Annotated in this window: 9 protein-coding genes and 1 pseudogene; 4 read left to right on the forward strand and 6 right to left on the reverse strand. The window is 55.1% G+C overall.

Annotated elements, in window-relative coordinates:
* Window positions 1–104: 104 nt before the first annotated feature.
* From ACQ86O_RS08725 to ACQ86O_RS08740, 4 genes and pseudogenes are all read right to left on the reverse strand, one after another.
* Window positions 105–1,079 (reverse strand): TerC family protein, encoded by a 975-nt coding sequence (locus tag ACQ86O_RS08725; RefSeq protein WP_431224903.1) that lies wholly within the window; start codon window positions 1,077–1,079, stop codon window positions 105–107.
* A 254-nt stretch (window positions 1,080–1,333) separates the two neighbouring features.
* Window positions 1,334–2,064, reverse strand: a pseudogene (locus ACQ86O_RS08730) (glutamine amidotransferase).
* A gap of 1 nt (window position 2,065) precedes the next feature.
* Window positions 2,066–3,046 carry a Gfo/Idh/MocA family protein gene (locus ACQ86O_RS08735; RefSeq protein ID WP_431224904.1) on the reverse strand — a complete coding sequence of 327 codons (981 nt, stop codon included), beginning with the start codon at window positions 3,044–3,046 and terminating at the stop codon, window positions 2,066–2,068.
* An 89-nt stretch (window positions 3,047–3,135) separates the two neighbouring features.
* On the reverse strand, window positions 3,136–3,642 hold the full coding sequence (locus tag ACQ86O_RS08740; RefSeq protein ID WP_431224905.1) for a M48 metallopeptidase family protein: 507 nt from the start codon (window positions 3,640–3,642) through the stop codon (window positions 3,136–3,138).
* 149 nt (window positions 3,643–3,791) lie between these two features.
* On the opposite strand from ACQ86O_RS08740, the gene rlmG reads away from it, so the two are divergent.
* Window positions 3,792–4,931 carry a 23S rRNA (guanine(1835)-N(2))-methyltransferase RlmG gene (gene rlmG, locus ACQ86O_RS08745; protein ID WP_431224906.1) on the forward strand — a complete coding sequence of 380 codons (1,140 nt, stop codon included), beginning with the start codon at window positions 3,792–3,794 and terminating at the stop codon, window positions 4,929–4,931.
* A gap of 43 nt (window positions 4,932–4,974) precedes the next feature.
* Here the strand turns inward: rlmG and ACQ86O_RS08750 are convergent, their stop codons facing one another.
* Complete coding sequence (locus ACQ86O_RS08750) at window positions 4,975–6,996, reverse strand: FAD-dependent oxidoreductase (RefSeq protein WP_431224907.1); 2,022 nt, start codon at window positions 6,994–6,996, stop codon at window positions 4,975–4,977.
* Between the two features lie 472 nt (window positions 6,997–7,468).
* On the opposite strand from ACQ86O_RS08750, the gene ACQ86O_RS08755 reads away from it, so the two are divergent.
* From ACQ86O_RS08755 to ACQ86O_RS08765, 3 genes are all read left to right on the forward strand, one after another.
* Window positions 7,469–7,648, forward strand: a complete 180-nt coding sequence (locus ACQ86O_RS08755; protein ID WP_431225848.1) for a hypothetical protein — start codon at window positions 7,469–7,471, stop codon at window positions 7,646–7,648.
* A gap of 88 nt (window positions 7,649–7,736) precedes the next feature.
* Window positions 7,737–9,440, forward strand: coding sequence for an amidohydrolase (locus ACQ86O_RS08760; RefSeq protein ID WP_431224908.1), 1,704 nt, complete (start codon window positions 7,737–7,739; stop codon window positions 9,438–9,440).
* A gap of 254 nt (window positions 9,441–9,694) precedes the next feature.
* Entirely contained in the window at window positions 9,695–11,035 is a 1,341-nt protein-coding gene (locus ACQ86O_RS08765) for an APC family permease (protein WP_431224909.1), read from the forward strand.
* Window positions 11,036–11,100: 65 nt separating this feature from the next.
* Here the strand turns inward: ACQ86O_RS08765 and ACQ86O_RS08770 are convergent, their stop codons facing one another.
* Window positions 11,101–12,579, reverse strand: coding sequence for a PLP-dependent aminotransferase family protein (locus tag ACQ86O_RS08770; protein ID WP_431224910.1), 1,479 nt, complete (start codon window positions 12,577–12,579; stop codon window positions 11,101–11,103).
* Between the last annotated feature and the right edge of the window lie 49 nt (window positions 12,580–12,628).

The raw sequence follows: 12,628 nt of genomic DNA on the forward strand, positions 1-12,628 counted from the left end.
ACTCTATATAACATATCGATTACATTTGTGTGATCGCAATAACATTTGGCGATCCTGGCTAATTGCCAAACAATCGCGGGGCGGCTAGCGCCCCGGATAATACATTATGACGTCTGGTTGGATTTGACGTCATTGCGGTGGTTAATCCAGGCGTTGATCAGCAACGTCAGCACCAGGATACCCGCCACTACGCCCAGAGAGATAGCGATCGGGATGTGGTAGAAATCGACGATGAGCATCTTGACCCCGATAAACACCAGGATCGCCGACAGGCCATATTTCAGCATCGAGAAACGCTCTGCGACGTTAGCCAGCAGGAAATACATGGCGCGCAGGCCCATGATGGCAAACAGGTTGGAAGTCAGCACGATAAACGGATCGGTAGTGACGGCGAAAATTGCCGGGATACTGTCGACGGCAAAGATAACGTCGCTCAGTTCCACCAGGATCAGCACCAATACCAGCGGCGTAGCAAACAGCAGGCCGTTGCGGCGCACGAAGAAACGCTCACCTTCCAGGTTGTCGGTCATCCGCAGGTGGCTGCGCAGCCATTTCACCAGCGGTTTATCACCGATAGCTGCGCCATCCTCTTTTGCCATGGCCATCTTGATACCGGTAAACAGCAGGAACGCACCGAACAGGTACAGCAACCAGGCAAATTGGGAAATCAGCCAGCTACCCGCGAAGATCATGATAGTACGCAGGACGATAGCGCCCAATACTCCGTAGATCAGCACGCGGCGCTGCAAATTGTTTGGCACGGCAAAATAGCTGAACAGCATCAACCAGACGAAGACGTTGTCGATCGCCAACGCTTTTTCAATCAGGTAACCGGTCAGGAAGGCGAGCGCCTGAGTATCTGCCACTGCGCGTCCGGCGGTTTCACTCAGGTAATACCAGAAGCCAAGATTGAACAGCAACGCCATGCTCACCCACACCAGTGACCAGCAGGCAGCCTGCTTGAGCGTCATGGTCTGTGCGCCTTTACGGCCTTGCAGCAGCAGGTCAATGGCAAGCATCACGATTATGATGGCGGCAAAACTGCCCCATAACCAAGGTGTGCCAACGGTATTCATCATCAGGGGTATCCTTCAAAAAACAAAAACGGCCAACGTCGGAAGACGCTAGCCGCTCTGTGAACGCTGCAAGCAAACCTCGCCTTCCGGCAAGGTCTCACTTACAACGTTGATGAAGGTGATGACACCTTGAACATCAGGTTGCCCGGTAACCGGATGCTTGCGCATCGTAATGACGATTAACCGGCAATGAAGTTACTCCCCTTTGCAGCGCAGAAAGTAATGCAAAATGTGTCGGCGGTCAACTTTTTAAAATGCTACCCGGCTAATGATTGCTGCGCCCCAAGACTGACGACAAAGCCTTGCAGCAGCAACTGGCTGAACGGCGTATCGCTAACCTGTTGCTGCTTAAGGCGATAAACCTGCTGGTTGGCAGGATCCAGCTCGCCGAGCCAGCTTAGATAGCGTTGCATCACCGCACCGTTGAATTCTGGATGGAACTGGGTGGTCAGGGCATTATCGCCATAGCGCAGGATCTGATTGGCATCCTGCGGCGAACTGGCCAGCGTTTCGGCCCCAGGCGGGGGGTCAGCACGCTTTGCGAATGGATCAGGTTGGCTTTGAAACGTGGGGGCAGCATTGCCAGGCGTCTATCGCTGCTGCCTGCTGGCAGCAGCTCAATTTCAATCGTGCCCACTTCCATCCCTTGCGGGTGGTAACCCACTTCGCCGCCCAGGGCGTGGGCGAGAAGCTGGTGGCCGTAACATACGCCAAAGATAGGTAGCCTGATGTGCATTGCCTGGCGCAGCCACTCTGCAGCCTGCTCGCTCCAGGGCAATCGTTCGGTCACCATCGCCGGGGAGCCGGTGATCACCACGCCGCAGTAGCTTTCCGGCGGCAATAACGCTTCCCCGGCAGGAAGATGCACGATATGCACGCGATCGGTGGCGATATTACCTTGTTGCAGGAACATTTGGTCAAAGTTGGCCAATTCCTGCTGAATAGCCTGCGGTGCGTCACCGGTTTGCATCAAGAGCAGCGGTTTCATCTTATTCTCCGTCGGCGGGGAATATCACGCCGGTCTGGCGGCGGATCTCGGTCAACAGACTGGCGACGATCAGCGAGTTTTCCAGCCCAATATGCTCAACCTGCTGTTTTTCCACCAGGCCAGCAAACACTTCCGCTTCATACAGCATGGTATTGATATGTTGCGGCTGGGTCAGAACCTGGCGATTTTCGCCACGCGGCGTCAGCACCACCTCTTGGGTCTCGGAGATCTTTTCAATCACCAGCGTACCTTCTTCACCCTGGATCTCGCTTGGAATATCCGAGTTGCTGACCTTGGAATGGCTGATAATAACGTCAAAATCACCGTAGTTCAGGCAAACGCTGCCGTGGGCATCTACCCCGGTATCCAACAATGCTGCGCTGGCCAGCACGGTTTTTGGTGCACCAAACAACACCACGGCACTGGCCAGGCAATAATAGCCAATATCCATGATCGAACCGTTGGAAAACTGTGGGTTGAAGGTGTTCGGGTTTTCACCTGCCAGATAACGCGGATAGCGGGATGAATACTGGCAATAATTGAGGAAGGCTTTACGCAGCTTGCCAAGCTTGGGTAACGCCTGCTGCAAAGCTATAAAGTTTGGTAAGTGGGCACTTTTGAACGCTTCGAACAGCACCACCTGGTTTTCCCGTGCGCAGGCCACCAGCTTTTCCACCTCGCGCAGGTTGGAAGCCAGCGGCTTTTCGCAAATCACATGCTTTTTATGGCTGAGGAACAGCAGGGATTGTTGGCAATGCAGAGAGTTGGGGCTAGCGATATATACCGCGTCGATAACGTCGGATTGCGCCAGGGCTTCCAGCGAGTCAAAAAAGTGTTCAACCGGGTAATTCACGCCAAACGCCTGTGCCTGGTCCAGCTTACGCGAGTAGATAGCGGTCAGTTTCATTTTGCCGCTTTCATGGGCAGCATCGATAAAGCGTTCGGTAATCCAGTTGGTACCAACAACGGCAAAGCGAATCATAGGTCACTCCGGTTCCCACGAGGAAATAGCTTGGAGAACCAGATTATCACGCCGAAATCATTAGGCGAATAATTGATTAAAAAAGCTGCCTATTCATAGAGTTGGCCAAACAGCGATAAATGGGTCAGGTACAGGCGGGTATCAAATTCCAACTGGTGATAGCGGGGTTCCATATGGCAGCACAGGCTATAGAATGCCTTGTTGTGGTCTTTTTCTTTCAGATGAGCCAGTTCATGAACCACGATCATGCGCAGAAAGGGTTCCGGAGCATTTTTAAATACCGTTGCCACGCGGATCTCGGCTTTGGCCTTCAGTTTGCCACCCTGCACCCGGGAAATGGCGGTATGCATGCCCAGTGCGTGTTTCATCACCTGGATCTTGCTGTCGTAGGCCACTTTGCTCAGCGGTTGGGCATTGCGCAGATACTGGTTTTTCAAATCGACGGTAAACTGATAAAGCGATTTGTCAGTGGTGCAGTCATGAACCTGCGGGTAGCGTTGCAACAGCACCTCCCCCAGCCGTTGCTGTTTGATCAGTTGCTGCACCTGCGTTTGCAGGTGGTCTGGATAGCCTTGCAGGTAGGTCAGATCGGGCATGTTGTTCAGTATTCAGTGCTAAACCGGGGCGGGTATTGTATGACGTTTTTTCATTCAAATCCCGTAAAGGGTAATTAATCCCAAAAAACATTTTACTGATGAGCGTTTTTAGGGGATAAACAGCCCAAATTTATCAGTCAGGAGGGGCAATGAGCCAACTCGATCTGGGAACACAGCAACTTGAGCTGGAGCGTTATCCCCAACAGGAAGAATCCACCCAATTACAGGCGTGGGAAGCGGCAGACGAATATCTTCTGCAACAGCTTGAAAATGTAGCTATCGGTGAGCGCCCGGTGCTGATTTTCAATGACAACTTCGGCACATTGGCCTGTGCCCTGCACGGTTTTAAACCTTACAGCATCAGTGATTCATACATGAGCCAACTGGCAACCCGCCATAATCTCGTGCTGAATGAACTGGACGTTGAGCAGGTCACTCTACAAGACAGCCTGGCCAGCCTGCCTGCCAACCCGGCGGTAGTGCTGATGCGTATTCCAAAAGCGCTGGCATTGCTGGAGCAGCAACTGCGGGCGCTGCGTGAAGTCGTCGCGCCGGATACGCTGATCGTGGCCGGTGCCAAAGCGCGCGACGTCCACACCTCGACCATGCAGGTATTTGAGCGGGTGCTTGGCCCAACGCGCACCAGCCTGGCTTGGAAGAAAGCCCGCCTGATTTATTGCCAGGTAGCCGACATCGTGCCACCGGTGGTACCGCAAACCACCGACTGGCTGCTTGATGGCACCGATTGGATGATCCACAACCATGCCAACGTGTTCTCACGGGGCGGTCTCGATATCGGGGCGCGTCTGTTCCTGGAACATCTGCCGCATGATTTAAGCGGCCATATTGTCGATCTCGGTTGTGGCAACGGCATTCTCGGTATGCAAGCGCTGGTGCAGAACCCGCAAGCGCAGATGACCTTCATCGATGAGTCTTATATGGCGGTGGCATCCAGCGAGCTGAATGTGGCACATAACCTGCCACAAGAGATGGATCGCTGCCAGTTTGAAGTGAACAATTCGCTGGCAGGCATTGAGCGTGAGAGCGTGCGTGCGGTGCTGTGTAACCCGCCGTTCCATCAGCAGCATGCGATCACCGATCACACCGCCTGGCAAATGTTCTGCGATGCCAAGCGTTGCCTGCAAGTGGGGGGCGAGTTGTATATCGTCGGCAACCGCCATCTGGATTACTACCAAAAGCTGCGGCGCCTGTTCGGCAACTGCACCACGGTGGCCTCGAACCAGAAGTTTTTGATCCTCAAAGCGACCAAATCTGGTGCGCGGTATTAATGAATAATAAGGGGCGCAGCTGAATCAGGCTGCGCCCAATTATTCAGATCGCCATCGCCAGCCGCGTCCCCTGATCGATAGCGCGGCGGGCATCCAGCTCGGCGGCCACATCGGCACCGCCAATCAGGTGTACAATTTTCCCCATCTCCAGCAGCGGTTGCTGTAATTCACGACGCGGCTCCTGCCCGGCACAAATCACCACGCTATCTACCGGCAAGCAGCTCTCCTGCTCGGCTCGGAGGATATGCAAACCTTCATCGTCAATACGTTGATAATTCACGCTGTTAAGCATTTTTACGCCGCGTGCCGCCAGGCTGGCGCGATGGATCCACCCGGTGGTTTTCCCCAAGCCTTCACCCACTTTGCTGGTTTTACGTTGTAACAGGAATATCTGGCGCGGTGCCGTGGTTACCGTTGGCCCTTGTGCGCTCAAGCCGCCACGCTGGCTAAACTGCGGGTCGATTCCCCACTCGTGGTTGAACGCTTCCTGATCCAGACTGCTGGAGGTACCGTGCTGGCTGAGGTATTCGGCGGTGTCGAAGCCGATGCCGCCGGCTCCGATGATGGCTACCCGCTGGCCAACCGGTTTTTTATCACGCAGAACGTCCAGGTAGCTCAACACCTTGGCATGTTCGATACCCGGTATTGCTGGCATGCGCGGCACTATGCCGCAGGCGAGGATCACCTCATCGAAATCGGCCAGATCCTGAGCCTGCACCTTTTGCCCTAACTTTAGCTCTACTTCATTGAGTGCCAACTGGCGGCGGTAATAGCGTAATGTCTGGTGGAACTCTTCTTTGCCGGGGATCTGTTTGGCGATATTAAACTGACCGCCAATCTGATCGGCGGCGTCGAACAGGGTGACCAGGTGCCCACGGCTGGCGGCAGTAGTAGCGAAAGCCAACCCGGCAGGCCCGGCTCCCACCACAGCCAGTTTTTTCGGTTTTGCCGTGGCAACCAGCGGCATTTCGGTTTCGCGGCAGGCGCGTGGGTTCACCAGGCAAGAGGTGAGCTTGCCTTCAAAAATCTGGTCCAGGCAGGCCTGGTTGCAGCCAATGCAGGTGTTGATTTCATCTGCTCGTCCTTCGGCCGCTTTCTGCACAAATGCCGCGTCGGCCAGGAAGGGGCGTGCCATGGAAACCATATCGGCACAGCCATCAGCCAATACCTGCTCCGCCACTGCCGGGTCGTTGATACGGTTGGTGGTGATCAGCGGGATCCGCACCTTACCCATCAATTTGCGCGTCACCCAACTGAACCCGGCGCGCGGCACCATAGTTGCGATAGTGGGGATCCGCGCTTCATGCCAGCCGATCCCGGTGTTGATCAGCGTGGCGCCAGCCTGTTCGATAGCAACAGCAAGCTGTTCGATCTCCTGCCAACTGGAGCCATCCTCCACCAGATCGAGCATCGAAAGGCGATAGATCAGAATAAATTCCGGGCCCGTTGCCTGGCGTACGGCGCGTACAATCTCAACGGCGAAACGCATGCGGTTACTGAAGCTGCCACCCCATTGATCGTTGCGCTGGTTGGTGCGTGCCACCAGGAACTGGTTGATCAGATAACCTTCAGAGCCCATGACTTCCACACCGTCATAACCGGCCTGTTGCGCCAAGGCCGCACAGTTGGCGAAATCGGTGATGGTCTGCTCAACCTCCTGTTCGCTCAACGCTGTCGGGCTGAAAGGGTTGATAGGAGCCTGTAGCGCAGACGGGGCTACGGGCTGCGGCTGGTAGCTGTAGCGCCCGGCATGCAGGATTTGCAGGGCAATCTTGCCCCCGGCCCGATGGACCGCATTGGTTACGATCTGGTGATGAGCTACCTGCTGCGGCTGGCTCAGGGTAGATCCACCGCGATAAACCACCCCTTTTTCATTGGGTGCGATACCGCCGGTGACGATCAGGGCGACACCGGCAGCGGCGCGCTCGGCATAAAATGCGGCCATGCGCTCCGGGCCATTGGGGAGTTCCTCCAGGCCGGTATGCATCGACCCCATCAGCACCCGGTTTTTCAGCTTGGTGAAGCCGAGGTCCAACGGGGCCAGTAGGTGAGGGTAAGCGCTCATTGCAGTCTCCAAATCGTATCCCCGTCGTCTTTCAAGCTGCAGCGTTGTTACCTGCACTTGCTCATCCCCAGTCACTTACCCAAAAGCAAGTTCCTGGGGATGAGCAAGCTTGTCGCCTAGCTGCAACGTGAAATCCATAGGGGATGAGTTGTTATAATTATAAACGACCTTGAAGTGGTCGGATGAGATCAATTTAGCCGTTGTCGCCGCACTTGGGAAACGCGGATGTGCTGAATGTGATAGACCTCATGGATCTGTGTTGCCGCTGGCTATTGATGCATAAGATTGGCTAATATCTACCCGATTTTTACCCGTTGCCTATCGGCAATCTGATCGCCAAAGGGTAAACATTCACTCTACTCTCTTTGCGGAATCATGACCGAGAATGAACAACTCCCCCTGTTGATATCGGGCCCCATGCCGAGCAAGCCAATGCTGCCTGGGAATGGTTTGATCTCGTTCAGGAGTGCTTATGGCTTATTTTGCGCAGTCCCCTTATTTCGTCCTACATCAATTAACCTGTCAGTTTGCCAATGGCGAAACGCTGTCTGGCCCACTTAATCTGGTTTTTGAACAACAACATTGTGGGCTGGTGGTCGCGCATGACGAGGATTTCCTGTGTGCGTTGAAACTGACTCGCCGCCTGCATTGAGAGAACGGGAACTGGGCGAAGGATTTCAGTTTTGGCACGACTCAGATCTATACTTAGGGTCATTTTGTGAGGTTTTGAGACTTTTGATATGACAGCAGTAGCAAAAGCCGCCGACGTAATTTATTACAACGGCACTATCTACACGGCGGATGCGGCAGACAGCATTTGCAGCGCGTTGGCGATAGGGCAGGGATACGTTCTTGCTGTAGGCAATGATGAGCAGTTGCTTGCTCTGGCAACGCCGACGACCGAACGGGTCGATCTGAACGGCAAAATGATGATGCCGGGCCTGATCGACAGCCATATGCATCCGTTCTGGGGCGGCAAGCAGCTTAAAGGTTGCAGCCTGCATTATGCGGCGCTGACGGTAGAGCAGACATTGCAGCATATTCAGGCGCACCTGGATAAATACCCGGCTCAGGATGACGAATGGTTGACGGTACGCGCCTGGCAGCGTCAGGCGATGATGCCGGTGGGGGCAGACATGAGCCGCGAACTGCTCGATAGCCTGAACACCAAACGCCCGGTGGCATTATTTGCCAATGATTGCCACACGCTGGCGGCCAACAGCCGTGCGCTGGAGATGCTGGGGATTGATGAACATACCCCCGTGCCGACAGACGGTAAGATCGCCCGCGATGCCACAGGCAAGCTGACTGGCATTTTGGAAGACGCCCCGGCGATGCGTGCTTTCGACAGTATCCCTTCCGGCACGGCAGAACAGAACGTGCAGGTGGCGGCCCATGTTCAGCAGGTACTGCATTCCCAGGGCGTGACCACGGTCATGGATACCCGGGTTTTTGCAGAGCAGCTTGAAGCCTTTGCTGCGCTGCGCGAACGCGGTGAACTGACGCTGCGTGTACTCGGTGCCAAAGAAGTGACCCCAGACAGCGTGCAAGGGCCGGAAGATGCCGCCCGCGCGGTGCAGGAAGTGGTTGCTTTCGCCAGGCAGTGGAGCAGCCAAGCCTGGACGCCACGAGCCGGTATTGCGGTCAATCATCTCAAGCTGTTTGTGGATGGAGTTCTGCAACCACCGACCATGACGGCGGCATTGTTAGAGCCTTATCTGGAACATCATGGTGAAAAGAGTGAACGCTATGGCGATCTCTATTTCACAACGCCGGTGCTGAACGCGCTGATGGTCGAATGTGGCCGTGCCGGTCTGCACCCGCATACTCACACGGTGGGTGACGGGGCAATCGAGCAGGTGCTGGACGCTGTTGAGCTGATGCGTGCCGCCTGCCCCGGCAAAGATATCCGCCCAGGGCTGGCGCATAACGAGCTGGTTGCGCCCCATCAATATGCGCGCTTTGCCGATCTTGGAGCCACTGCGGTGTTGTCATTCCAGTGGGCCGGATTGCCGGGGGTGTTGATTGATGAGGAACGGGAAATGCTGGGGGAAGAACGTTTCCCTCATCTGGAGCCTGCGGCCCGCTTCCTGGATGCCGGTGCGCGCCTGGCTTATGGCAGTGACTGGCCGATAGACCGCCTGGACGAATGGTATAACCTGCAGGTCGGAATGACTCGCCGTGCCTGGGATAGCGAAGGCAACCCCGCCGGGCCACGCCTGGATAACGATCGCGACCTGACACTGCTCGAAACGCTACGTGCAGCCACCATTGATGCGGCCTATATGATTGCCAAAGAGCAGTACATTGGTTCTCTGGAAGTGGGCAAATTTGCCGATGCGATTGTGCTGCACCATAATTTGTTTGAGCAACCAGCAGAAAAACTGTACCAAACCCGCATTGAGCGGACCTTGGTTGGTGGCCAGGTCATATACCAGGCTTAATCCAGGTTGTTTCCCGTGGGATGTTAGAGGCGTTGCATTGCAACGTCTCTAACGTATGACTTAAACAATAATTCAACGGGCTGGGATCCAGCTCGTTACCTATTGCCGTGCGCGGGAGTGAAAGTCGATTGTTCGCTTCCCCGGTAGCCTTTCTTGTGCCAGAATCCGTGCCCTTGATTTTTTCCGCAGCAAATAAATAGCCTATTGGGATTGGCCCTTAGTGGAGCTGAGCTGCGCCAGGAGATGATACGGTAATGCCGCAAAACATTCAGTTGCAACGAGTTCTTAAAACCCCTGCCCTGGTCGCGTTTGGTCTCGCCTACATGGTGCCGCTCGGTGTATTCACCACCTACGGGCAGGTTACCGTTCTAAGCCAGGGCCATCTGCCCGTCGCTTACCTGGTTACCATCGTTACCATCCTGTTTACCGCACTGAGCTATTGCCGGATGACCAACGCCATGCCGTTGGCTGGGTCGGCCTATTCTTACGTGCAGCGCAGCTTTGGGGGTAAAACCGGTTTCCTGGTGGGGTGGGCGCAGATCCTCGATTATCTGTTCCTGCCTATGCTTAATTATTTGGTTTTAGGTATCTTTTTGCACGAGGCATTCCCGTCGATCCCGGCTTACGTGTTTATTCTTGCTTCCATCGGCAGCGTCAGTGCGCTGAATATCCTCGGTGTACGTCTGTTAAGTTCGGTCAACTTCACGCTGATTGCCCTGCAGATGGTATTTATCGTGCTGTTTATCGTGCTGGCATTTAGCGATGCCGATCTCAGCCCGGAGGCGTTGATGAAGCCACTGCTGGTGGATGCCGGTGACTTCTCGGGGCTGATTGCCGGGGCCGCCGTGCTCTGTCTGGCATTCCTGGGGTTTGATGCCATTGCCACCATGGCAGAAGAGGCCGACGATGCCAAACGCACGCTGCCCCGCGCGATCCTGATCACCGTGATCAGTGCCGGTGCGATCTTTGTCGCCGTCTCTTATGCCGCGCATCTGGCTTATCCGGATTGGCAATCACTGATCCCCTATCAGGACACCTCCAGCCTGATTATCTCGGAACATGTTGGCGGCAAGTGGATGTACAACTTCTTTATGGCCACTTACCTGACCGGAGTGTATGCCTCTTCCATGAGTGCGCAGACCGGTGTTTCACGTATCTTTTACGCCATGGGGCGTGAGGGCGTGCTGCCGCGTAAGGTGTTCTTCCATCTTCATGCTCGTTTCCGTACGCCGTGGCGTGCGATTGTCTTTGTTGCCATCATCTCACTGCTGGCGCTGTGGATGGATTTGAGCATGGTGGTTTCGATGATCAGCTTCGGAGCGCTGGGGGCATTTACCTTTGTTAATCTCAGCGTGATCAAACACTTCCTGATTAACGAAAAGCGCCGTGGTCTGAACGCCATGTTCAAATACGGCCTATTGCCGCTGATCGGTTTTGGCATGTCGGTGTGGCTGTGGTTCAACCTCGATCCTGAAGCGCTGAAGGTCGGTTTTGCCTGGCTGTTTGCCGGTTTTCTCTATCTGCTGTGGCTGACCAAGGGGATGCGCAAGGCGCCTCCTGCCGTTGGCGATGATGATATTTCCCACCTGCTGTAACTCTTTTTCCAGCCGCGCTAAAACCTCTGCTCTCTTATCGGAGCGGGCAGAGGTAAACGTAAATCTCAGGTGTTTTCTGGCGGATTAATGCATTCCAGCAATACGCTGAATGCTGCCGCCATCTGCTCTTCAGGCACGCAGGCAAACCCCATCAGCAGGCCACGTCGGGCATTGGGCAGCATGTAATAACGCGATAATGCCCGCACCAATACCCCACGCTGATTTGCGGCTGTAGCGATAGCCACATCGTCGGTATCATCAGGCAGATTGAGGATCAAATGCAGCCCGGCGTTGCTGTTGAACTCGTTGAGCGCCTGTTTCCCCAGATGTTGCTCGATCAATGTGGTGAGGAACCCCCGTCTTTTGGCATACAGCAGGCGCATACGGCGAATATGTGCGGTGTAGTGGCCCTCCTGAATAAACTGCGCCAGTGCTGCCTGCATAATCAGGTGCCCGCCGCGGTAAAGCTCGGCGTGGGCCGTTTTCAACTGGCTCACCAAGGGTTTTGGCAATACCACGTAACCTAATCGCAGGGCCGGATAGAGCGTCTTGCTGAAAGTGCCGATGTAAATCACCGGTGCATCGGCTTCCAGCCCCTGCAAGGCGGGGATCGGCTGGCCGGAGAAGCGGAATTCACTGTCGTAATCATCTTCCACGATCCAACCACCGGCGGCCCGGGCCAGCGCCAGCAGCCGTTGCCGACGGGCCAGGCTCATTACCGAGCCCAAGGGATATTGATGCGAAGGGGTGACAAAAATCAGCCGGGGTAACCCCGCCGGTTGTTCCGGCGGCACCATGCCAGCTTCATCCACTTCCCACGGGCAAATATTCACATCGTTCATCCGCAAGATATTGCGGATGCCCCAGTAGCCCGGTTCTTCGATCCAGGCGTTATCGCCAGGATTGCACAGCATACGGGTCACCAGATCGATAGCCTGGTGAATACCTTCGGTAATCAGGATTTGTTCTGGCGAACAGCGTACCGAACGTGACACCCGCAGATAGTCCACCAGTGCATGTTGCAGTTCCGGGCTACCGCCCTGATTGCTGTAAGTCAGGCGTTGCGATGTCGGGCGGCGGCTGAGGCGGGTCTGGATCTTGCTGAAAATATGATGGGGAAAGGCATTAACGTCGGGCACTCCAGGAATAAAGGCTCCCCATTGTTTCGGGCTGGCGCTGGCATGTTGCAACAGCTGTGCGCCCCGTTGCGACAGCTCAACCTGCCGTTGCTCACCGTAACCGCTAATGGGATAGCTGGAAGTGGATAAACAGCTGTCGGGCACCGTTTCTGCGACGAAAGTTCCACTTCCCTGGCGTGAAAACACATATCCTTCAGCCAGTAATTGTTCATAAACGGTTAGCACCGTGTTGCGTGACAATCCTAGCTCCTGCGCCAGATCGCGTGAGGCAAGCAAGCGGCTGGCGGGGGGCAGGCTGCCGTCCAGAATGCTGGTGCGGATCGCATTATACAAACGCTTATGCAGTTTATCATCGGGCTGTTCGCCCAGACGCTGTAGCAACAGGTCACCGCTTAATGAACGCAATTGGATCCCTTAATTAATCGTAACTGGCACTAGATTATAGGGCCACATC

This window comes from Serratia sp. L9, from assembly GCF_050632285.1.
In the GTDB taxonomy this organism is placed as follows: domain Bacteria; phylum Pseudomonadota; class Gammaproteobacteria; order Enterobacterales; family Enterobacteriaceae; genus Chania.

What these genes read in the sequence shown, in the direction of transcription:
- ACQ86O_RS08725 (WP_431224903.1), bottom strand. Translation starts at nt 1,079, where the DNA reads ATGATGAATACCGTTGGCACACCTTGGTTATGGGGCAGTTTTGCCGCC.
- ACQ86O_RS08735 (WP_431224904.1), bottom strand. Translation starts at nt 3,046, where the DNA reads ATGATTCGCTTTGCCGTTGTTGGTACCAACTGGATTACCGAACGCTTT.
- ACQ86O_RS08740 (WP_431224905.1), bottom strand. Translation starts at nt 3,642, where the DNA reads ATGCCCGATCTGACCTACCTGCAAGGCTATCCAGACCACCTGCAAACG.
- rlmG (WP_431224906.1), top strand. Translation starts at nt 3,792, where the DNA reads ATGAGCCAACTCGATCTGGGAACACAGCAACTTGAGCTGGAGCGTTAT.
- ACQ86O_RS08750 (WP_431224907.1), bottom strand. Translation starts at nt 6,996, where the DNA reads ATGAGCGCTTACCCTCACCTACTGGCCCCGTTGGACCTCGGCTTCACC.
- ACQ86O_RS08755 (WP_431225848.1), top strand. Translation starts at nt 7,469, where the DNA reads ATGGCTTATTTTGCGCAGTCCCCTTATTTCGTCCTACATCAATTAACC.
- ACQ86O_RS08760 (WP_431224908.1), top strand. Translation starts at nt 7,737, where the DNA reads ATGACAGCAGTAGCAAAAGCCGCCGACGTAATTTATTACAACGGCACT.
- ACQ86O_RS08765 (WP_431224909.1), top strand. Translation starts at nt 9,695, where the DNA reads ATGCCGCAAAACATTCAGTTGCAACGAGTTCTTAAAACCCCTGCCCTG.